At 52.9% G+C, this 17,012-nt stretch carries 33 protein-coding genes and 1 pseudogene; 23 read left to right on the top strand and 11 right to left on the bottom strand.

What is annotated here, in order from left to right:
* Window positions 1–437 precede the first annotated feature (437 nt).
* The 10 genes and pseudogenes from O1724_RS05900 to O1724_RS05855 all read right to left on the bottom strand — a co-directional run.
* Window positions 438–584 (bottom strand): annotated as a pseudogene (locus O1724_RS05900) (hypothetical protein); the annotation flags it as partial.
* Window positions 581–1,012, bottom strand: coding sequence for a hypothetical protein (locus O1724_RS05895; protein WP_479983934.1), 432 nt, complete (start codon window positions 1,010–1,012; stop codon window positions 581–583). The pseudogene O1724_RS05900 and the gene O1724_RS05895, both read right to left, overlap by 4 nt.
* Window positions 1,009–1,269, bottom strand: coding sequence for a DUF4752 family protein (locus O1724_RS05890; protein ID WP_045340902.1), 261 nt, complete (start codon window positions 1,267–1,269; stop codon window positions 1,009–1,011). The genes O1724_RS05895 and O1724_RS05890 overlap by 4 nt, the downstream gene beginning before the upstream one ends.
* Entirely contained in the window at window positions 1,266–1,694 is a 429-nt protein-coding gene (locus O1724_RS05885) for a hypothetical protein (RefSeq protein ID WP_126501477.1), read from the bottom strand. The genes O1724_RS05890 and O1724_RS05885 overlap by 4 nt, the downstream gene beginning before the upstream one ends.
* The gene (locus tag O1724_RS05880) at window positions 1,691–2,005 is read right to left on the bottom strand and encodes a protein ren (RefSeq protein ID WP_074174307.1); all 315 of its coding nucleotides are present in this window, start codon (window positions 2,003–2,005) and stop codon (window positions 1,691–1,693) included. Before O1724_RS05880 ends, O1724_RS05885 begins: the two co-directional genes overlap by 4 nt.
* Window positions 1,995–3,368: a replicative DNA helicase gene (locus tag O1724_RS05875; protein ID WP_479983933.1), complete on the bottom strand. Its 1,374-nt coding sequence runs from the start codon at window positions 3,366–3,368 to the stop codon at window positions 1,995–1,997. Before O1724_RS05875 ends, O1724_RS05880 begins: the two co-directional genes overlap by 11 nt.
* Window positions 3,365–4,390 (bottom strand): replication protein, encoded by a 1,026-nt coding sequence (locus O1724_RS05870; protein ID WP_479983932.1) that lies wholly within the window; start codon window positions 4,388–4,390, stop codon window positions 3,365–3,367. The genes O1724_RS05875 and O1724_RS05870 overlap by 4 nt, the downstream gene beginning before the upstream one ends.
* A 52-nt stretch (window positions 4,391–4,442) precedes the next feature.
* Complete coding sequence (locus tag O1724_RS05865; protein ID WP_023306333.1) at window positions 4,443–4,589, bottom strand: hypothetical protein; 147 nt, start codon at window positions 4,587–4,589, stop codon at window positions 4,443–4,445.
* A gap of 89 nt (window positions 4,590–4,678) precedes the next feature.
* A complete protein-coding gene (locus O1724_RS05860; protein ID WP_001514165.1) occupies window positions 4,679–5,245 on the bottom strand; it encodes a toxin YdaT family protein in 567 nt (188 codons plus the stop codon).
* Window positions 5,246–5,275: 30 nt separating this feature from the next.
* Window positions 5,276–5,491, bottom strand: a complete 216-nt coding sequence (locus tag O1724_RS05855; protein ID WP_006809779.1) for a helix-turn-helix domain-containing protein — start codon at window positions 5,489–5,491, stop codon at window positions 5,276–5,278.
* A gap of 103 nt (window positions 5,492–5,594) precedes the next feature.
* On the opposite strand from O1724_RS05855, the gene O1724_RS05850 reads away from it, so the two are divergent.
* Both O1724_RS05850 and O1724_RS05845 read left to right on the top strand, forming a co-directional pair.
* Complete coding sequence (locus O1724_RS05850; protein WP_104651827.1) at window positions 5,595–6,236, top strand: LexA family protein; 642 nt, start codon at window positions 5,595–5,597, stop codon at window positions 6,234–6,236.
* Window positions 6,237–6,316: 80 nt separating this feature from the next.
* The gene (locus O1724_RS05845) at window positions 6,317–7,351 is read left to right on the top strand and encodes a hypothetical protein (RefSeq protein WP_032668701.1); all 1,035 of its coding nucleotides are present in this window, start codon (window positions 6,317–6,319) and stop codon (window positions 7,349–7,351) included.
* A gap of 134 nt (window positions 7,352–7,485) precedes the next feature.
* Here O1724_RS05845 and O1724_RS05840 read toward each other — a convergent pair whose 3' ends face one another.
* Window positions 7,486–7,683, bottom strand: a complete 198-nt coding sequence (locus O1724_RS05840) for a hypothetical protein (RefSeq protein ID WP_063840716.1) — start codon at window positions 7,681–7,683, stop codon at window positions 7,486–7,488.
* A gap of 403 nt (window positions 7,684–8,086) precedes the next feature.
* Here O1724_RS05840 and O1724_RS05835 point away from each other — a divergent pair, with 403 nt between their 5' ends.
* The 21 genes from O1724_RS05835 (at window position 8,087) to O1724_RS05735 (ending at window position 17,007) form a co-directional block, all read left to right on the top strand.
* Window positions 8,087–8,293, top strand: coding sequence for a hypothetical protein (locus tag O1724_RS05835; protein WP_032619407.1), 207 nt, complete (start codon window positions 8,087–8,089; stop codon window positions 8,291–8,293).
* 162 nt (window positions 8,294–8,455) lie between these two features.
* Window positions 8,456–8,695: a hypothetical protein gene (locus O1724_RS05830; RefSeq protein ID WP_479983931.1), complete on the top strand. Its 240-nt coding sequence runs from the start codon at window positions 8,456–8,458 to the stop codon at window positions 8,693–8,695.
* Window positions 8,692–8,850: a hypothetical protein gene (locus O1724_RS05825; protein WP_023294196.1), complete on the top strand. Its 159-nt coding sequence runs from the start codon at window positions 8,692–8,694 to the stop codon at window positions 8,848–8,850. Before O1724_RS05830 ends, O1724_RS05825 begins: the two co-directional genes overlap by 4 nt.
* Entirely contained in the window at window positions 8,847–9,056 is a 210-nt protein-coding gene (locus O1724_RS05820) for a cell division protein FtsZ (RefSeq protein WP_006809788.1), read from the top strand. Before O1724_RS05825 ends, O1724_RS05820 begins: the two co-directional genes overlap by 4 nt.
* Window positions 9,057–9,126: 70 nt before the next feature.
* Window positions 9,127–10,098, top strand: coding sequence for a hypothetical protein (locus O1724_RS05815; protein ID WP_479983930.1), 972 nt, complete (start codon window positions 9,127–9,129; stop codon window positions 10,096–10,098).
* A 7-nt stretch (window positions 10,099–10,105) separates the two neighbouring features.
* Window positions 10,106–10,390: a host nuclease inhibitor GamL gene (gene gamL / locus O1724_RS05810; protein WP_479983929.1), complete on the top strand. Its 285-nt coding sequence runs from the start codon at window positions 10,106–10,108 to the stop codon at window positions 10,388–10,390.
* An 18-nt stretch (window positions 10,391–10,408) separates the two neighbouring features.
* A complete protein-coding gene (gene bet, locus O1724_RS05805; RefSeq protein WP_063134417.1) occupies window positions 10,409–11,155 on the top strand; it encodes a phage recombination protein Bet in 747 nt (248 codons plus the stop codon).
* On the top strand, window positions 11,152–11,769 hold the full coding sequence (locus O1724_RS05800) for a lambda exonuclease family protein (protein ID WP_045616395.1): 618 nt from the start codon (window positions 11,152–11,154) through the stop codon (window positions 11,767–11,769). The genes bet and O1724_RS05800 overlap by 4 nt, the downstream gene beginning before the upstream one ends.
* On the top strand, window positions 11,766–12,194 hold the full coding sequence (locus O1724_RS05795; RefSeq protein ID WP_414191587.1) for a regulator: 429 nt from the start codon (window positions 11,766–11,768) through the stop codon (window positions 12,192–12,194). The genes O1724_RS05800 and O1724_RS05795 overlap by 4 nt, the downstream gene beginning before the upstream one ends.
* Entirely contained in the window at window positions 12,191–12,358 is a 168-nt protein-coding gene (locus tag O1724_RS05790) for a hypothetical protein (RefSeq protein WP_333024571.1), read from the top strand. Before O1724_RS05795 ends, O1724_RS05790 begins: the two co-directional genes overlap by 4 nt.
* Entirely contained in the window at window positions 12,355–13,125 is a 771-nt protein-coding gene (locus O1724_RS05785; RefSeq protein WP_333024574.1) for a dcm methylase, read from the top strand. Before O1724_RS05790 ends, O1724_RS05785 begins: the two co-directional genes overlap by 4 nt.
* Window positions 13,122–13,340, top strand: a complete 219-nt coding sequence (locus O1724_RS05780; protein ID WP_032621601.1) for a hypothetical protein — start codon at window positions 13,122–13,124, stop codon at window positions 13,338–13,340. The genes O1724_RS05785 and O1724_RS05780 overlap by 4 nt, the downstream gene beginning before the upstream one ends.
* Window positions 13,337–13,567 (top strand): hypothetical protein, encoded by a 231-nt coding sequence (locus O1724_RS05775; protein ID WP_006176201.1) that lies wholly within the window; start codon window positions 13,337–13,339, stop codon window positions 13,565–13,567. Before O1724_RS05780 ends, O1724_RS05775 begins: the two co-directional genes overlap by 4 nt.
* 91 nt (window positions 13,568–13,658) lie before the next feature.
* Window positions 13,659–13,877 carry a TraR/DksA family transcriptional regulator gene (locus O1724_RS05770; protein ID WP_479983928.1) on the top strand — a complete coding sequence of 73 codons (219 nt, stop codon included), beginning with the start codon at window positions 13,659–13,661 and terminating at the stop codon, window positions 13,875–13,877.
* Window positions 13,877–14,374, top strand: a complete 498-nt coding sequence (locus tag O1724_RS05765) for a class I SAM-dependent methyltransferase (protein ID WP_049134092.1) — start codon at window positions 13,877–13,879, stop codon at window positions 14,372–14,374. Before O1724_RS05770 ends, O1724_RS05765 begins: the two co-directional genes overlap by 1 nt.
* Window positions 14,352–14,591, top strand: a complete 240-nt coding sequence (locus O1724_RS05760; protein WP_479983927.1) for a DUF4222 domain-containing protein — start codon at window positions 14,352–14,354, stop codon at window positions 14,589–14,591. The genes O1724_RS05765 and O1724_RS05760 overlap by 23 nt, the downstream gene beginning before the upstream one ends.
* Before the next feature lie 8 nt (window positions 14,592–14,599).
* The gene (locus tag O1724_RS05755) at window positions 14,600–14,830 is read left to right on the top strand and encodes a hypothetical protein (protein ID WP_047721779.1); all 231 of its coding nucleotides are present in this window, start codon (window positions 14,600–14,602) and stop codon (window positions 14,828–14,830) included.
* 102 nt (window positions 14,831–14,932) lie between these two features.
* Complete coding sequence (locus O1724_RS05750; RefSeq protein ID WP_479983926.1) at window positions 14,933–15,310, top strand: beta-sandwich lipoprotein; 378 nt, start codon at window positions 14,933–14,935, stop codon at window positions 15,308–15,310.
* Between the two features lie 112 nt (window positions 15,311–15,422).
* Window positions 15,423–15,623, top strand: a complete 201-nt coding sequence (locus tag O1724_RS05745) for a hypothetical protein (RefSeq protein WP_479983925.1) — start codon at window positions 15,423–15,425, stop codon at window positions 15,621–15,623.
* Between the two features lie 8 nt (window positions 15,624–15,631).
* Window positions 15,632–15,967, top strand: coding sequence for a helix-turn-helix domain-containing protein (locus tag O1724_RS05740; protein WP_071888795.1), 336 nt, complete (start codon window positions 15,632–15,634; stop codon window positions 15,965–15,967).
* Window positions 15,850–17,007, top strand: a complete 1,158-nt coding sequence (locus tag O1724_RS05735; protein ID WP_479983975.1) for a tyrosine-type recombinase/integrase — start codon at window positions 15,850–15,852, stop codon at window positions 17,005–17,007. Before O1724_RS05740 ends, O1724_RS05735 begins: the two co-directional genes overlap by 118 nt.
* Window positions 17,008–17,012 lie beyond the last annotated feature (5 nt).

Genomic DNA, 17,012 nt, shown 5'->3' with positions numbered 1-17,012 from the left:
TGGTTATATTGCCCAAACTTTAGCAGAAATTACGACTATTTTTTAACGGCGGCGAGCATCGCCTTATAGCGATCCGGAAATCGCGGGCTCTCCCATTGCAAACCCATCGCCTCGCACATCTGATAAGTCGGCTCAATCGGCACCAAAACCCAACCATCCGGAATCACCGGAGAGTTGCCAGCCAGTTCAGGCGTAAGCGCGTAATCGATATGCCCTTCATTATCGACTTCGAAATCCGTCCCTTCCTGCATGATGATACCCCAGCATGTGCGGCGCACTTCATCAGGGTCGCAACCTTCCTCAGCATTCTCCTGGCGATATTCTTCAATCGCTTCTTTGCAAAATGCGATCGCGTCTTCGCGCTTCTTGAAGAACTCTTCCCCATGATGGTCATTGAATGCGAAATATCCGTATACTGCCTCTGCTGGCAACTTGTAATCCGTCGTTACAGGTTCGGCACCCTGAAGCATGGCCGCCTCCACGATTTCAACCATGTCTTCTGGCGGAACCTTGCAATGCAGCCCGATGTGTCTTTGCTGCTTGGCGTATTCGAGGATGTGTTGAAGCTTGGTGCGATTAATCATGATTTACCTCCCTGAAGCATGGCGGCGCGGCTACCATTGACCATCTTCACACCCAGGCGGATATCGTCCAGCTCAAGGTCGCCGTTAATTTCTGCATGCCGGAAAGCGATAGACAGGAACTCCATGCACTGCTCGTTTGTCCATTCAGGCACAGATAACGGCGCTGGCTGAGCTGGAGGATAATTTGCCAACATCCAACTAATGACGTAGTCGGCTTTGAACCGCTCAATCGGAAAACCTTCATTCCAATCGCGGAAATGATAAATAACGTGACTCAACTCCGGTTGTCTAGGCTTGCTCTCCGCTTCGAGCGATGCCAGCGCGATACGCGCCAGCTCGTTCAGGATTGCCACATCAGCGTGACCGAGGGTGTAACCAGCTTTCAAATCGGCAACTGCTTGGACGGCATGTTTGTCGATGTTGCTCATTGGGCGGCTCCTTCTGTGCGATACATCATGATTGTCAGATCGCCTTTAGTCGCCAGGCGCACCGTTGTTCCTGGTTCGATGCTGGACAGGTCAAACGCATCGTAAAATTCGTTTACTGCCTTCTGTCTACGAGATAGCTTTCTACGCTTATCCCACTGCTTTAGCGCAATGGAGATAAACCACTGGCCTGTTTTGAACATGATGAATAACCACCCCATCAGAGCGAGGCCTGTGTTTAGAATGTTCAGAATGCTCATGACTGCACTCCTTTGCGAAGCTGGGCGGTGAAGTCACCGCAGATAGTTGCTGCTGCATCAAGCCCAATTTGTTCGTCCTGATAGCAATTAATAATCGCATTGCTAATTTTCAGGCAAACTTCATCTACTGCGGCGGCCCGCACTTCAGCCAGGAAAGCCTGGTACGCAGGAATCTGCATCACAGCCAGCGATCGAATTATCTTCTGAACTTCTGCCGGGCACTGCTCATAGTGATCATCTGTGATGAACACTGCCTCGTTGTGGATTGCTTCGACTGCACGCAACTCCGCAGCCAGCGCCGCGCATCTGGCTTCAAGTGCGGCGTAGTCTTCGTAATCAACCATATCGCCTTCAGCACTCTCTACCACGTCGCAATGGCACGCATGCTCATCACAGGACACCCACTCATAACGTTTCACGTTCATACCCCTACCCTCCCCCAAACCATCAATACTCGCTTCATAGCCGCGCTGTTGCGGCACTCCTGAAATATTCCGTTGGTGCAGCTGCGCGCGGTGCCGTCCTGCTCTTCCGGGGTCGCCAGGCGATAAGTCACCGTTCGCCAGACCTTGCTCACCCGGACAATCTTGCGGGCCCGCTCCAGATCGATAGCGTTCTTCGTGATGCAGTTGATGGTCATTCCGCACTCTGTGGCCACATCCTTCGCGGTGAAGGTCCGGTGCGTTTCGAGATAACGCAGAATTGCCTGTTTGCCTTTCATCGTCTTAGCACTCATAGTCAGCCTCCTGTTGCATCTGGCCGCTGTAGGTGAAATCTACCGGGTCCAGGCCGGAGTAGCGGCTGCTGAAGTGGTAGGTCTTTTCTGCCCCCGGCGCATGGCGGGACTTCACACAGATGATTTCGGTGATGCCTTTCAGCTCGGTGTTCTCGTTGTACTTCTCATCCCGATACACCATGAAGATCACATCTGCTTCCTGCTCAATGACGCCAGACTCTCGCAGGTCTGCCGCTACGGGACGCTTATTAGCGCGCTGTTCAAGGTTTCGGTTCAGCTGGGCCAGAGCGATGACCGGGCAACGCAATTCTTTCGCCAGGTTCTTCAGGCCAGTGGCGATCTCCCCTACGCTGCGGTTCATGTTCTCCGGGTCTGACATCCGCATTTTCTGAAGATAATCGACGATGACCACGCCCAGTCCGCCCAACTTCTTACTCATACGCCGCGCTTCCGCACGCACCTGGTGAACGCTTAGGGATGGCTTGTCATTGATGTAGATCGGAGAGTCGATGAACTCCTTCATGCAGTGACTAACCTTCCCCCATGCCTCGTCCATTTTCCCGCTAACCTTGCTCAGCAGATCTTCTTTGCTTACACGGGCCCGATGGAAAGCGACTCGCTCAGAGATTTGTTCCACTGGCATCTCGAGACTGAAGAACAGCACCGGCTTTTTGTTTTTCAGGCCTACGGTTTCTGTCACTGTGGTGCTAAACATGGTTTTCCCCATGCCAGGGCGCCCGCCGACAACGATGAAATCGGTGTTGTTGAACCCGCCGAATGCGCTGTCGATGGTCGCCATGCCCAGCTCGGTTTTGTGCTTCCAGATATCGCCGCTAATAATCGACTGGATGGTATCTAACGACATGTCGATCCCGGTAGTGATGTGCTCGGTGCCATAGTCAGCACTGTGCTCAATGCTGGAGATATCAGCCTGAATGTTGCCAATGATGTCAGCAATACCTTCGGTAGTTGGTTCGGACAGCTTCTGGATCCCGACCTGTAACGCCAGGGTCATACGGCGACCAAGGTACATTTCACGAAGCTTTTCGCAGTAGGCTGCAAGGTTAGCGAACGATGGCGTGTTTTTGCTGCATTCAGCCAGGTAAGCGAATCCGCCCGCACTCTCCAGCGCTCCAAGGCGCTCAAGGTCGCTGGTCAGTGTCAGCAGGTCTATCTTCTCCCCGGATTCGTTAAGGCGCTTATAGGACCGCAGAGCCACCTTGTGAGGCGTTGCTGTGAAGTGGTCCTCAGTCAGCCCCTCAATCGCGTCAGTCGCCATGTCAACGCCGTCTGTGCGGCCCGCTGCGAGCATGATCCCGCCGATGACGGCCTGCTCAACGTATAAATCAATAAAACGGCTCATGCTTTGACTCCCTTGCGCTCACGGTGCTCGTTGATGGCCTGCTCGTAGACAGATCCCCAGTTCTTCGGATTCAGTATCCAGTCGAGAGTCAGCCATGGCTGATCGCCTCTGGTGCCGAACAGGGAAGACTTGCTAATCAGCTCGAAGGCCATTCCCATGTGCTTCAGTTCTCGCCAGTTGCCCTGGGTGGTTTTGCCGTTCCACACAGCTTCCAGGTCTCTATAGGCCGGACGGCGGCGGTTCCACTCATGCAGTGAAACGGCCTTCGAAGGGAATTTTTCATTCCAGAGCTTGATGATCTCTTCGTGCGGACAGGCTTTCGGGTTGCTTCCATGACCATCTGCCCATATCAGGGCGTCTGACAGGTATCCATCAAAGCGGGTCATACGGCACAGGTTCTCTGGCTTGAAGCTGTGACCCCAGTTCACATGGGCCCAGCGGATAACGAGTTTCAGCTCTTCAGCGGTGTAGCACTGGTCTTTGCTCTTCACCGTGGAGAGAGCTTTCTCGAAAGGTGCCAGCGCAGCACAACGACTACCCGTTAGCTCGTTGAAGTAATCCATCACTTCCTGAGCGAGTGAGTTTTCCCCCTGGGGGGATTTAGGGGGATCTTTTCTTTCTTTCTTTTGAATAGTTTCTTTTGTGTTTAGCTGAGTTGGCTTATGGGTATTAGCTGACTTGGCTAATGTTTCATTAGCTGTTTCGGCTAATGATTTGCCATTTTGGCTAATGCTGAAATTCCAGTCAGAAATCACCTTATTCACCCCGATCGCCAGGCTATTGGTAACGATGATGTTCATTGCAATCATCTCGTTCTTAGCCTTGCAGACATGCGTATGGTGAATGCCGGTCATTGCTGCAATCTGGGTATTGGTAATGCGGTCAAACTTTTTCCCGAACCCGTAGGTTTTGCGGATCACCGCCAGAACGACCTTCAGCTGGCGAGCCGTTAAATCAGCAGCCATAACCGCTTCCAGCAGCTCGTTAGCGATGCGGGTATACCCATCATCGATATCTGCCACCTGACGCTCCACGACCGTTACAGACGGTCTGAAAGGTATTACTTTTGCGAGGCTAACCACGGCCACTCTCCTTACGTTTCAGCTCTTCCAGGATGGCGCGCATCTTCTCTGCCACAATCGGATTAACCGAGCGGATGAAGCGGTCGCGGGTTATGTTTTTATGTACAGCGGTATGGAAATAGCGTGGTTTTTTTGCCATTATTCCTCCTGCAATGAGTGCACACGATTTGCATTTGAAGGCCAGTTCTGTTCGCGCAGACTGGCTTTCGCCATTTTTGATACTTCCCATCACATAACTCCCGGCGCCATAGCGGCCAGACTTGTCACCACCGCAGCGATTGATTCAGTTGGCAGGAAGCGCAGCAGTGCTTCAGCAGCTTCTCTCACCTCTTTCTCAAGGCGTTGTATCGGCTGACCAAGTAACTTCGCCTGATGCGCTTCAGTGCACTCTTTCATGGCCTCGGCTATCAGTTCGGCCTCAGTCTTTGCGACCAGACCGAACTCTCTCGCCACTTTCTCGTTATCCCGCGCCATCACGTCGATAATGACGGGGATCAATAGCATCAACCCCTTGTCGTTCTTCGGGCCCGGATCGTTAATCATCCGGAAGAAGTTCTGCTTCGTGTTGTGTTCAGAACCTGCCAGTAACAACCCCTTCCCGCCGCGCGCCAGCCACTCTTTCGCAACCAGCTGAGAAATGTGAACCTGAGACTGGCCCGGCGTAGCTTTTTGCCAGGCCTTAACTGCCTCCCGTATTCGAGTTAGCTTACGGTTATTACGCGGAACACTTTGATAAATCGAAATCAACGGACGTTGTTCAAGTCCGGTACTCTGTTGATACGCAAGTGAATGCATTGCTTTCCCTTTCGTGGTTAGGGCCGCCAATCAGGCGGCATTATTTTTTGGTGGAAACAACGCATCGAGAGATGTATTGCTCCCCAGCTTATTCATCGCGTCAACCAGGCGGCGGCACGAATCCAGGTCTGGTGCTCGTATGCCAGCTTCATAGTTAGCAAGGCGGGACTGGTTCCAGCCGCACGAACCTGCTAACTCTGATTGAGTGATGCCAAGCTTCTTACGTTCGTTGGCGATATTGTTCATGCTGATCCTTTCAAGAATGGTCACTCAGCATCATTAAACACAGTTCGTGATTATTAATCAACACAATTCGTGTAAAGCTTTTTAACACGGCGCGTGATACAAAATGAGAATGAATAGAATCGAAGATATAGCGGGCCGCATTAAGCGACTTCGCGAAGATAAAGGGCTGTCACAAAAGGCTCTCGCAGAGCTTTGCGGGTGGGCCTCGCAGTCACGCATAGGGAATTACGAATCAGGCACCAGGAGCGTTAGCGTTGATGATGCAACTGTAATAGCTAAGGCGCTGGGGGTTGCGCCTGCCGAGCTGCTTTTTGGCGATGACTACAAAGGCCCTTACAAGCCAGGTGATAAATACCCAGTTATAAGCAAGGTGCAGGCAGGAGCATGGTGCGAAGCTGTTGAGCCGTACACCCTTAAAGATATCGACCTTTGGCTTGAATCAGATGCTCACATTCAAGGTGAGGCATTCTGGCTACAGGTAGATGGTGACTCAATGACAGCACCGGCGGGTCTTAGCATCCCAGAAGGAACCTTTGTCCTCTTCGATACTGGGCGCGAGGCAATCAACGGCAGTCTGGTAATAGCAAAGCTATCCGATTCTAACGAGGCGACTTTTAAGAAGCTGGTGATCGATGGCGCACAGAAGTATTTGAAAGGTCTCAACCCTCAGTGGCCACTTGTTGCGATTAACGGCAACTGTCGAATTATCGGTGTTGCTGTAGAGACGAAGATGCGGCTGGTCTGATCGGCAAGATGTTCTGGTCGGCATAGTTGGTAGGTATCCAATTTTTTTAATCACTACTTTAATTTGCAAGGTCATGCTAAATGGTTGACATGAAAGAGGTTATTGAGGTTTCAAGTCTGGATGACATTGAATCTTTGTTCGCAAGATTAGATGGTGGCGAAGAGATACCTATCGAAAGGATCAAGTTCGACCTCTTCAACAGTGTGAATTTTAAGATTTATGGTGACCCATCTCGCTACAACGGAACGCTTCCCTCTGCTCTCGCTCAGGGTTTATGCGAATTCCAAACTGAAATTTATAAAGTTTTCACACTAATAAAATATAAAACTGACAACCTTCAAAGGTTAACCGGTAAAGATAAAGAAGAAGCAGAGATCATCTTTACCATTGATGAAGGCTGTACTGATATACTTGCTGCATTAACTGATCTTTTTGAAGCATTCGGTAAAGCATTTGAGAAGGTAACGCACGGCATGAGCCCTGGCCAAAAAACATTATGTCTCTTGTTTGCTGTCACCGTTATAGGCGGTGCGTGGGTTGGCACGTCATACTTAGAGAAAAAAGCCGAAGTAGAAGTGAAGCAAGAAGAAACCAAGCTTGAAGAAGTCAAGATTAAATCAGAAAACGAGCGAATGACTATCCTGAGGGACGGAATGCTTGAGGCGATTAGAGCTAAAGCAGGCGTGGATGCCGTAGAGCGCGCCGAAGGGATTCAGGAGCATACTGCAAAAGCGTATACAGGGATATTAAAAGGCGCATCTGATGCTGACAAAATTGTCATATCAGGCGCAAGCACCGTTGAACTGTCTAACAAAGAAATCCACGAGCTAATCAAGAATCCTATCGAAAAAGCAAAAACCGAAGAACACAACCTTGAGTTAGTAATCGATGGAATTAAACGTTCAGCCGATAAAATTACAATTAGCTGCCGCGAGCCTACAGGGGAGTCCACATTTCCTGTCTCTGTTGACACTTCCTTTATCGACGATAAAGACGAGATAGCCTTGCTTTTTGATGCAATGAAAGACAATAAGACCGTGAAGATTTTAGGCAGCTATAAAGTTAGAGCTGGCGTGATTGAACAAGGTAATGCCTCGTCAATATCTGCCCCATGAGAATAACCCGGCCACCGCGCCGGGTTTTTTATTGCCCACCCATAAAGCTATCCGCCATTCTGCCGATAACTATTCAGCCTGAAGCTGATAACAATAACTATCGCAACACTACCTGCCCGCCCGTGCGGGCTTTTTTATTGCCCTTTCCGCACTATCTCAGCTGCATCCCTGTTCACACCCTTCCCTATCACGTTTCCTGTTTCCTTCCGGTACTGCTCCAGCTTGTCGATGATGTTTTGCTGGGTCATGGGTAAATCAGCCAGTGACAACTCCATGACCGCCCGCCCCATCGCCTGAATTTTCATGCTTATACGCTCTTCATCCAGAACCATGCACATCCCTCCTGCTGTTTTTTTAAGCGTAGCACTGGTATTTAAAAAAATAAATTCCCTTTCAAATCAGCAACAACACGCTTTGTTGTCATCATTAATCACAATTCGTGTTGATCAATAAAACACAATATGTGATTATCCACCCATCGAAACGAAACATCGACAGCTGAGCGAAGTTAGCCAGCGGCGAAGTGGAGATTCGGTCAGTCGAACGGCGCGACAGTAAACCATGCGTCGGACGCCCGGCGGGCTCAGGGAGAGCGGCAATGGTGCGTAACTGGAATGTTTTGGGGTGTGGTGGGCAGCTGATTCGTGATGCTCGCGGATCAATCCGGTCCACGAATCCACCACACCGACCAAAGCATTTCTCCCGCATCAGCGGGTAACTACAGAGGGTAAGGCGATGGACAGGTTCAAAAAAGCTAATGCAGCAATAAAGATAGATGGCTACTACCTCCCAAGACCTGAGGAGTCATCTCTTGGAAAGCAAGAGACTGCTTTCAATAGAGCAAAGGAAGAGGCTCTCATGCATCTGAAGAATCAAGTAATGGATATAGAAGCCCTCACCTATGACGACTTCAGAGCAATGCGAGCCAGCAATTTTAAATAGACCCGCTCCGGCGGGTCTTTTATTGCCTCATACCTCAGTCGCTTCACCGAGGCGGCTTAGTTATGACAACCGGCGGCCATCCACCGCCCATTGAAACAGTGATGAAATGCGCAGAAGTCTTGTTTAACCGTTCCGTTCGCCGCGATAAGGCCAAGAGGATTTATGAGCAACAAAACTGGAGGGCGCCCTTTCCCGTGCGATTCCATCGTGGAGCGCGACGAAGTTGGTCACTTACATGGTTTCGAAGTCAGCTCTGGCGGCATGACGCTACGCGATTACTTCGCGGCTAAGGCTATGCAGGCCAGATTATCCAACCCGCAATGGATAGCCAGTGATGAGCGTGCAGCGTTGGATGCTTACCAAGTCGCAGACGCAATGCTCCGCGCCCGGGAGGCGTCATGACAGTCACCCACAACGGAAAGCAGTACACCGCCAAAAAGCTCAACGATAACGAGTGGCAGCTGACGTCGGTATCGGCACCGCGCGACAAGCTGACGCTGAACCGCTGGCAGATGCATATCGCTGGCCTCCTGGAACAGGTTGAGGTGAAGGTATGATCAACCACTACGGCACCACCCCGCTCATACGCCAGTGCGTCACGCCCGGCATGATGGCAATGCATGAAGGCCGAACCTATCGCGTCTCAGCAGTCATCCAGGAGCGAAAATGGGTTTACCTGCACACCGACGCAGAAATCATCCGCCTCAGTGACTGCGTGATTGACGTCCTTCTGGACGGTCACGGCAACCCTATCCAGCACTAACCATCCTATTCAACCGATCGGCCTGGCATTACGCGGGCGGGATCTGCACATCCAAATTTCAGGAGAAACCATGAGCGAAGTAACGGACTTAGTCGTCATTGAAAAACAGAACGCAATGGCGGTATTCACCACCAAAGAGCAGCTCGACCCGATTATTGAGGCGATCGAGAAAGAAGCTCGCAGCCTCGTACCGGATGTGTCGACCCGTAAAGGCCGCGATGCTATCGCATCCATGGCGCACAAGGTTGCCCGTTCCAAAACCTACATCGACAACGCCGGCAAGGATCTGGTTGCTGAGCTTAAAGCCCTGCCGAAGCAGATCGACGAAAGCCGCCGCATTGTGCGTGAGCGGCTGGAAGCGCTTAAGGATGAAGTGCGCCGTCCTCTAACCGAATGGGAAGCCGAGCAAGAACGCATCAAGGCTGAACAAGCCATGAACGCTATGCACGCCGAAGCGCTGGTGATGAACGAGAACATCGATTTGCAGCGCGCGATTCAGTTCGAAGCAGACCACGAAATGGCTCTGCTGATGAACAAGGATTTCGACCGTGAACGCGAAGAGCAGCGCCGCCAGGCGGAACAGGCTCAGCGTGAACACGAAGAGCGCATTAAACAGGAAGCGGCAGAACAAGCCCGACGCGATGCCGAAGCGAAACACAAAGCTGAGATTGAAGCCGCAGCGCGCCGTGAAGCTGAAGAGAAAGCTCGCGCTGAGCTGGCGGAACGCCAGCGCATCGAAGCGGAACAGCGGGCGGCGCGTGAAAAGCAAGAATCGGAAGCACGGGCGGAACGGGAAAAAGCCGCAGCAGTGGAAGCTGAGCGCCTGAAGGCAAGACAGGCAGAAGAGAAACGCCTGGCTGAGCAGAAGCGCATCGCCGATGAGCAGGCAAAACGTGAAGCTGACGTGAAGCACCGCAAAGCGGTCGGCACCAACATCGTTAACGCGCTCACAAGCAATACCAGCTTAACCCGCGAACAGGCTATCGAAGTGCTCACCGCTCTGAAGGATGACCTGATCCCCTGCGCGAAAATTCATTACTGAGGCAACCATGAACGCATACCTCACTTACGACCGCATTGAAGATCGGCGCTGGGTTGAGAAGCAGCTCACAGACGAGAAAGAGAAGTGGATCGACGACCGGGCGCAGCAAATTATCGACATGATGCCGAAAGAACCGTCCGGCCTCTTCCACTTCTCAGTCCCGATTGACTCCAGCCCATACGAAGGACTTCGCAGCGATAAAGCTGGCGAAGCCTACAACGATTTCATTTCGGCAGTTGCTTACGTCCAGGCGGAATACGACTGGGAACACCGTACCGGCTGCCCGTTTTAATTTTTGAGGGGATTAACAATGAGCACTGCACTTTCCACCATGGCCGGGAAACTGGCCGCACGACTCGGCATGGATGCCGGCACAGACCTGATGAATACACTGAAGAATACAGCGTTCAAAGGTGGCAACGTCACGGACGAGCAGTTTACAGCCCTGCTGATCGTCGCCAACCAGTACGGCCTGAACCCATGGACCAAAGAGATTTACGCATTCCCAGATAAAGGCGGGATTGTCCCGGTCGTTGGTGTTGATGGATGGGCTCGCATTATCAACGAACATCCTCAGTTCGATGGCATGGAATTCTCTTACGACAAAGAGGAAGGCGCGTGCACCTGCAAGATTTACCGCAAAGACCGTAAGCACCCGACTATCGTCACCGAGTACATGGGAGAGTGCAAACGCAACACTCAGCCATGGCAATCCCACCCTACCCGCATGCTTCGCCACAAGACGCTTATCCAGTGCGCGCGCCTGGCATTTGGTTTCGCTGGCATCTTCGACCAGGACGAGGCAGAGCGAGTGATTGAAGGAACAACGGCAGAGGTTCATGCGGGCCATGAATCAGATAGCCGTCGTCCGGATCTGATCGCAAAAGGCGAGTCTGCCGCACGCCTTGGAACCGTTAAGTATCAGGAATTCTGGGTAGCGCTGAGCGCTGAAGAGAAGCAGGTGATCGGCGCAGTTGAGAAGCGACGCATGTATGACATGAGTCTTGCTGTCGACAACGCCGAACCTGTCAATGTCGTAGAGACGGAGGCTGAATGATGGAGCAACGCACCCCTGAATGGTTTGCTGCGCGCTGCGGCAAAGTCACTGCCAGTCGCCTGGCTGATGTCATGGCCCGGACTAAGTCGGGCTACTCCACCAGCCGCCAGAACTACATGGCCGAGCTGATTTGCCAACGGCTGACCGGGAAGCTGGAGGAAGGGTTTTCAAATGCCGCGATGATGCGCGGCACTGAACTTGAGCCAGTGGCTCGCGAAATGTACGCCCTGAATGAGTTCGATGCGGAAATCACTGAAGTTGGACTCATCGATCACCCATCCATACCCGGATTCGCAGCCAGCCCGGACGGACTTGTTAACGACGACGGGCTTATCGAAATCAAATGCCCCAACACCTGGACCCATCTTGAAACGCTGAAAACTGGCGAGCCAAAGCGCCAGTACATGCTGCAAATGCATGCGCAGATGATGTGCACCGGGCGGAAATGGTGTGATTTCGTTAGTTTCGATGATCGCCTGCCGCCCGACCTCGCCTATTTCAAGAAGCGCATTCATTTCGATGAAGGGCTGGCGCGCGAAATCGAGTCTGAGGTTAAGAGCTTTCTTGCAGATCTGGAATCGGAAATTCAGAAAATCACAGAGCGTGCAGCATGAAACGCACACCCTTCTACCGCAGGCCCGGGCGAACCGGGCAATTCTCCGGCCTCCGTGAACGCGTTATCTGGATGATTCAGACGCGCGGCCGCCCGGTAACCGGTAGTGAAATCGCCGAGAAGTTCGGCGTAACGCTCATCGAGTTTAACCGGGTTGCCAACGGCATTACCCGCGGCTCCGGACAGATTGCGCAGATCGTTGAGTCGGAAAAATGGCTCAACGAGGACGGCATCTGCGACCGCACTTTCGACCTCGTCACGAAGCCGAAGGTTGTAACGCCGCAGGGCAAATCGCGCCTGTTCACCCGGCGCGCTATAGAGCAATCGCAGGAAGGTAGGCGGCAGGAGTGCATTCAACGTGCCGCCCGCCGTAGCCGCCTGATTGCTCAGGGCCTCTACATCGACGAAATGGAGTCAGTGCTATGAAAGCGTGGTCACTCGAAGAGCTTGCGCTGCTGTGGCGGCACTCAAACGCTGAAGTCGCAGAGATTACCGGCCGCAGCATTGAAGAGGTCGGAGATAAGCGGCTGCAAACCAATATTGAGCGCAATGGCTGGGATGTAAACGATCCGGAGCGGGAGGCTGCATGAGCAAAGGTACCATTATCTGCCTGTGCGATATCACTGGCGTCATGTCTGTGCCATGGGTTGAAGCAGGCTACCGTGCGGTGTTGGTTGACCCGCAGCATCCAGATACTTCGATTAACGGTCCGATTGAACGCATATCGGCAACCATAATTGAGGCTATGCCGCGGCTGTCCCAGATCATTCGTACCGAGAACGTGGTCATGGTTATCGGCTTTCCTCCTTGCACTGACGTTGCAGTATCAGGATCCCGTTGGTTCGAATCAAAACGAGCCAAAGACCAACATTTTCAGGCTAAAGCTGCGCTCGTTGCCGAGCAATGCAGGATGACAGGCTTGGCGGCCGGATGCCCGTGGGCATTCGAAAACCCAGTTAGCGTGTTCAGTAGCATCTTCGGTTCGGCAGATTACACGTTCCATCCGTACCAGTTCACTGGGCTGTGCGAGGATGACAACTACACGAAACAGACCTGCCTCTGGACAGGTAACGGCTTCAAGGCGCCGGCAGAGAATATGCACCCGATGGTGGAAGCGGCTATCGACGCCGTGAAGCTGGCCTGCGGCCGGATGGTGCCGAAGAAGAAGGCAATCGAGGTCATCTCAGGAACATCTTTCGCCGGATTGGTGACTGACTGGTATCCGGACAACCGCATTCACGAATGCCCTCCCAGTGACGAGCGTGCCAACATTCGAAGCGCAACTCCTCTGGGCTTTGCGAAAGCAGTTTTTCTTTCGAATGCCCCTCATCTCAAAAACAAACGGGAGGCCGCATGACGCCAGCAAATGAAAACGCCATCCGCGCCGCCTGCCGCCGCTGCACCGAAGAAATCCAGCAGGCCATGCGCAAGAAGCCAAAGCCTAACTGGAACGAAACGGTGCCTCCCATCATCAACAAGCATCACAAGAAAATTGAAGCTCTTGGAGTTAGCCTCCTGGAGTTCGTCGTATACACAGGGCGGCTTAATCGCCGCTTCGGAGTTGAATCGTGACCAAATACGCGAAACTGGATAGCGAAGTGTTAAGCGCTATCGGCGCTCAGCCTACCTCGTTTTCTGAACTATTTAGCCCTTCCGTCAGACAGGAGTGCCTCGTCATTGCTGAAGCAGAAGGAAAGCACCCGATGGACGTCTTCCGCATCCTTGACCGCCGGCTACAGTCACTCAGGAAGCTTGGCGTTATTCAGCACGTCAAAGGCAAGGGGTGGATTCAGCCATGACATCAATAATCGCCAGGTCGCTAAAGCGGCCTTTTTTATTGCTGGCCTTCACCCTCAACCGCATTAACGGCCAGTTCCGGGAGCATTGACCATGGCAGACATCATCGATACCGCAGCAGAGATTGAAGAGCTTCAGCGTAACGCTGCCCTTTCCGCTCACCGCATCGACCGTAACGCGGTATCAGCTGAACGTTGTGAAGAATGCGACGAACCGATTCCCGAGCCGCGGCGCGCTGCCGTTCCCGGCTGCCAGACCTGTGCGGAGTGCCAATCCGTCATCGAGTTGAAGAATAAGCAGAGGGGACAGTAATGCAGAAGGCAATTTTAGACATGTGCTGCGGTTCGCGCATGTTCTGGCTCGACAAGCAGGACGAGCGCGCCGTGTTCAGTGATATCCGCGCCGAGCAGCATGAACTTTGCGACGGACGCCAGTTGGTTATTAGCCCGGACCTTATTGCCGATTTCCGCGCCCTCCCTTTTGGCGATAACACTTTCCCTGTCGTCGTGTTCGATCCGCCGCACCTTGAGCGTGTCGGTGATAATGCATGGATGGGGAAAAAGTACGGCCGGCTCAACAAAGAAACATGGCGCGACGATTTGCGTGCAGGCTTCGCCGAAGCGTTCAGGGTGTTGTGGCCACACGGTGTGCTCATCTTCAAATGGAACGAAACGCAGATCCCGGTAAGCAATATCCTGGCGCTTACCGACGAGAAGCCGATCATCTGGCAGCGCACCGGCAAGTCAGACAAAACCCACTGGGTGATCTTCGTCAAAGGTGGTCCCAATGTTCAGGATAATCCAGCCTAATACCTGGTATGCCGATCCGCACGGCGCGCCATGCAAAATCCTCCGCGCTACCCACGAAGTCATCCACTACATCCGCAACGGCCGCACCTGCATTGCCAGCATGGGCCGCTTTAATCAGGATTTCGAGCCGCTGACCAAAGCAGAGGCCGACCGGATCGCTGAAGAAATCGAAACAGCAGAACACCTGAAGAAGCTGCGCGCAATGCGGGCGGCCTAAGGAGAACTATGAGCACCATTCAGGACATCCGAAACCAGCTATCAACCCTAGTCACCGAGGCGCACAAGGTTGCATGCGCCCTCGATATAGGTGACGAGCGAACCGAGGCCTTTGAGCTATACGAAGCGCTTCGTCGACTTCAGCGGCAGGGCGCCGCCGGAGAGATTCTCTCAGCAACCAACCCACTTCTCGCCTCGCCATATTACGACGAGGACTGGGACGAAGATGAAGAAGACTGACGCAACTGATAGCCAGTTATGAGCTGGCTATTGGGTGCGAAAGCACCGCCTCGTGATCCCTTTTGCCCGGCCACGCGCCGGGTTCTTTTTACAGGTGACAAAATGAAAAAAGGTTTACTGCTACTGGCTGTTCTGGCGTTGTCTGCGTGTGATGTGAATGATGCGGATGTGCCCAGCCGTAACGTCAGCAAAGCCGCGGACAATTTCGAAGCTCAGCGTCGCTTTGTTTTTTATAACGGTATCACCGGCGAATTCATGCTGGAGATCACCGGCCTTTGCTCCAAAGACAACACCAGCACCGATCGTACCCTGGGCGTCATCTGCAAGACCGGACCAGGCGTCTACAAAAAGCACATGCTCGGCCTGTCGGATAACGTGACCTGGTTCATGGAAGATCTGAGCGGCACGAACGCCAGCGTGAACCATTATCGCGTCACCTTCAAACCTTCAGTAATCATCCCTGATATCGATATCCGCTAACCGCTTAACAGTAGGAGCGCCCTATGCAATCAAACCCCATGACCTGGCTCATCGCAGCACTTATGGCGCTGGGCGCTCTCATCTCATTTCTTCACGAACCGGAAGGTGTGCAATGGCTGCTTTTAATGTGGGCGCATTAGTCCAGAAGAAGACCGGCGGTATACATGGCGTGGTGGATAGCCAACTGGAGCCGGAAGGCGATCACCCGAAAGCCTGGGTGCGATGGGATGACGGCAATTATTCAGTGCACGCGGAAAACGAATTACGCGCGACCACACCCGACAGCCCGCAGTTTTATAAAACAATGTCATAGGAGGGGAGATGGTTACAGCAGAGCCACTCACTGCGCAAAAGGCAGCGAAACTCCTGAAAGTCTCACCGAGAACTGTCTACCGTCTTATCGACTCGGGGCAGCTGGCCGGGAAGAAAATCGGGAACAAATACCGAACGACCGACGTCGCCTGTATTGCGTATTTACATGACCCGCGCGATCCTGTTTCCGCGAGCGCGGGTGAACATAAAGGAGAAATTTTATGTCAATCACCCTCAGAGGCGGCGTCTGGCACTGTCATTTCGTTACGCCGTCAGGGAAAAGAATTAGACGATCTCTTGGTACGGGGGACAAGAAACAAGCGCAGGAGCTGCACGACAAGCTGAAGGCAGAAGCGTGGCGGGTTGATAAAATCGGGGAACTGCCGACGAGGACGTTTGAGGAATGTTGCATCAGGTGGATCCGTGAGAAGGAGCATAAGCGGTCACTCGATGACGATAAGACCAAAATCGAATACTTCCTGCGGCATTTCTCCGGCCGGGATATTTCAACCATCACGGCTGAGCAGGTTCATGAAGCTGTTTCGAAGATGGTCAACCGTAAGCATATTCAGGTCTGGGAGTCGCGCCGGGACGCGGCTATACGGCGTGGGAAGGAACCGCCTCCGTATGTAGAGAAACCGGTAAGCCAGGCCACAAAGAGTCAGCACCTTTCGTTCATGCGATCTCTGTTCAAGGCTGCGGCTAATGACTGGGGCTGGATTAAAACGGCCCCGGTTATAAAAACGAAAAAGCCGATCAGCAAACGCATCCGATGGCTGACCAGGGGCGAGGCAGAACGGTTAATTGCCTGCATGCCGGAGTCGATAAAGCCGGTGGTGATATTTGCACTGGCAACCGGCCTGCGCCGCTCCAACATCATTGATCTGGAGTGGCAGCAGGTCGATATGCAGAGAAAGGTTGCATGGGTAAATCCGGAGAACGCGAAGGCGGGCAAGGCTATCGGCGTAGCTCTGAATGATACCGCATGCAGGGTGTTAAGGGATCAGATCGGGAAAAGTTCCAGGTGGGTATTCGTTCACACGAAGCCATCAACGCGACCGGATAAAACCGTCACTCCGGCTGTCCGAAAAATGCGAGTGGATGACAATGTCGCCTGGCGCATTGGACTGGAAAGAGCGGGTATAGAGGACTTCCGTTTTCACGACCTCCGGCATACCTGGGCGAGCTGGTTAATTCAGTCTGGCGTTCCGTTGTCTGTTCTGCAAGAAATGGGCGGCTGGGAGTCCATCGAAATGGTCCGTCGATACGCTCACCTGGCACCGAACCACTTAAGCGAACACGCACGTAAAATTGATGCCATTTTTGGCAACCATGACACAAATACGACACAAGGAGAAAATCAGGCTGGCTTGAAACTGGCGTAAGCGCC

The organism is Enterobacter cloacae complex sp. HYC074_NIDB, assembly GCF_056673345.1.
The sequence above is the reverse complement of the archived record's forward strand: the minus strand, read 5'-3'. Positions and strand labels throughout refer to the sequence as shown.

Excerpts from the sequence above, each read along its gene's own strand:
- O1724_RS05880 (WP_074174307.1), bottom strand. The coding sequence starts at position 2,005 with ATGAGTGCTAAGACGATGAAAGGCAAACAGGCAATTCTGCGTTATCTC.
- O1724_RS05750 (WP_479983926.1), top strand. The coding sequence starts at position 14,933 with ATGAAAAAAGGTTTACTGCTACTGGCTGTTCTGGCGTTGTCTGCGTGT.
- O1724_RS05760 (WP_479983927.1), top strand. The coding sequence starts at position 14,352 with ATGTTCAGGATAATCCAGCCTAATACCTGGTATGCCGATCCGCACGGC.
- O1724_RS05865 (WP_023306333.1), bottom strand. The coding sequence starts at position 4,589 with ATGGCAAAAAAACCACGCTATTTCCATACCGCTGTACATAAAAACATA.
- O1724_RS05890 (WP_045340902.1), bottom strand. The coding sequence starts at position 1,269 with ATGAGCATTCTGAACATTCTAAACACAGGCCTCGCTCTGATGGGGTGG.
- O1724_RS05765 (WP_049134092.1), top strand. The coding sequence starts at position 13,877 with ATGCAGAAGGCAATTTTAGACATGTGCTGCGGTTCGCGCATGTTCTGG.
- O1724_RS05845 (WP_032668701.1), top strand. The coding sequence starts at position 6,317 with ATGGTTGACATGAAAGAGGTTATTGAGGTTTCAAGTCTGGATGACATT.
- O1724_RS05755 (WP_047721779.1), top strand. The coding sequence starts at position 14,600 with ATGAGCACCATTCAGGACATCCGAAACCAGCTATCAACCCTAGTCACC.
- O1724_RS05795 (WP_414191587.1), top strand. The coding sequence starts at position 11,766 with ATGAAACGCACACCCTTCTACCGCAGGCCCGGGCGAACCGGGCAATTC.
- O1724_RS05740 (WP_071888795.1), top strand. The coding sequence starts at position 15,632 with ATGGTTACAGCAGAGCCACTCACTGCGCAAAAGGCAGCGAAACTCCTG.
- O1724_RS05815 (WP_479983930.1), top strand. The coding sequence starts at position 9,127 with ATGAGCGAAGTAACGGACTTAGTCGTCATTGAAAAACAGAACGCAATG.
- O1724_RS05785 (WP_333024574.1), top strand. The coding sequence starts at position 12,355 with ATGAGCAAAGGTACCATTATCTGCCTGTGCGATATCACTGGCGTCATG.
- O1724_RS05895 (WP_479983934.1), bottom strand. The coding sequence starts at position 1,012 with ATGAGCAACATCGACAAACATGCCGTCCAAGCAGTTGCCGATTTGAAA.
- O1724_RS05745 (WP_479983925.1), top strand. The coding sequence starts at position 15,423 with ATGGCTGCTTTTAATGTGGGCGCATTAGTCCAGAAGAAGACCGGCGGT.
- O1724_RS05860 (WP_001514165.1), bottom strand. The coding sequence starts at position 5,245 with ATGCATTCACTTGCGTATCAACAGAGTACCGGACTTGAACAACGTCCG.
- O1724_RS05770 (WP_479983928.1), top strand. The coding sequence starts at position 13,659 with ATGGCAGACATCATCGATACCGCAGCAGAGATTGAAGAGCTTCAGCGT.
- O1724_RS05780 (WP_032621601.1), top strand. The coding sequence starts at position 13,122 with ATGACGCCAGCAAATGAAAACGCCATCCGCGCCGCCTGCCGCCGCTGC.
- O1724_RS05830 (WP_479983931.1), top strand. The coding sequence starts at position 8,456 with ATGAGCAACAAAACTGGAGGGCGCCCTTTCCCGTGCGATTCCATCGTG.
- O1724_RS05855 (WP_006809779.1), bottom strand. The coding sequence starts at position 5,491 with ATGAACAATATCGCCAACGAACGTAAGAAGCTTGGCATCACTCAATCA.
- O1724_RS05840 (WP_063840716.1), bottom strand. The coding sequence starts at position 7,683 with ATGGTTCTGGATGAAGAGCGTATAAGCATGAAAATTCAGGCGATGGGG.
- gamL (WP_479983929.1), top strand. The coding sequence starts at position 10,106 with ATGAACGCATACCTCACTTACGACCGCATTGAAGATCGGCGCTGGGTT.
- bet (WP_063134417.1), top strand. The coding sequence starts at position 10,409 with ATGAGCACTGCACTTTCCACCATGGCCGGGAAACTGGCCGCACGACTC.
- O1724_RS05850 (WP_104651827.1), top strand. The coding sequence starts at position 5,595 with ATGAGAATGAATAGAATCGAAGATATAGCGGGCCGCATTAAGCGACTT.
- O1724_RS05820 (WP_006809788.1), top strand. The coding sequence starts at position 8,847 with ATGATCAACCACTACGGCACCACCCCGCTCATACGCCAGTGCGTCACG.
- O1724_RS05800 (WP_045616395.1), top strand. The coding sequence starts at position 11,152 with ATGATGGAGCAACGCACCCCTGAATGGTTTGCTGCGCGCTGCGGCAAA.
- O1724_RS05875 (WP_479983933.1), bottom strand. The coding sequence starts at position 3,368 with ATGAGCCGTTTTATTGATTTATACGTTGAGCAGGCCGTCATCGGCGGG.
- O1724_RS05835 (WP_032619407.1), top strand. The coding sequence starts at position 8,087 with ATGGACAGGTTCAAAAAAGCTAATGCAGCAATAAAGATAGATGGCTAC.
- O1724_RS05885 (WP_126501477.1), bottom strand. The coding sequence starts at position 1,694 with ATGAACGTGAAACGTTATGAGTGGGTGTCCTGTGATGAGCATGCGTGC.
- O1724_RS05825 (WP_023294196.1), top strand. The coding sequence starts at position 8,692 with ATGACAGTCACCCACAACGGAAAGCAGTACACCGCCAAAAAGCTCAAC.
- O1724_RS05790 (WP_333024571.1), top strand. The coding sequence starts at position 12,191 with ATGAAAGCGTGGTCACTCGAAGAGCTTGCGCTGCTGTGGCGGCACTCA.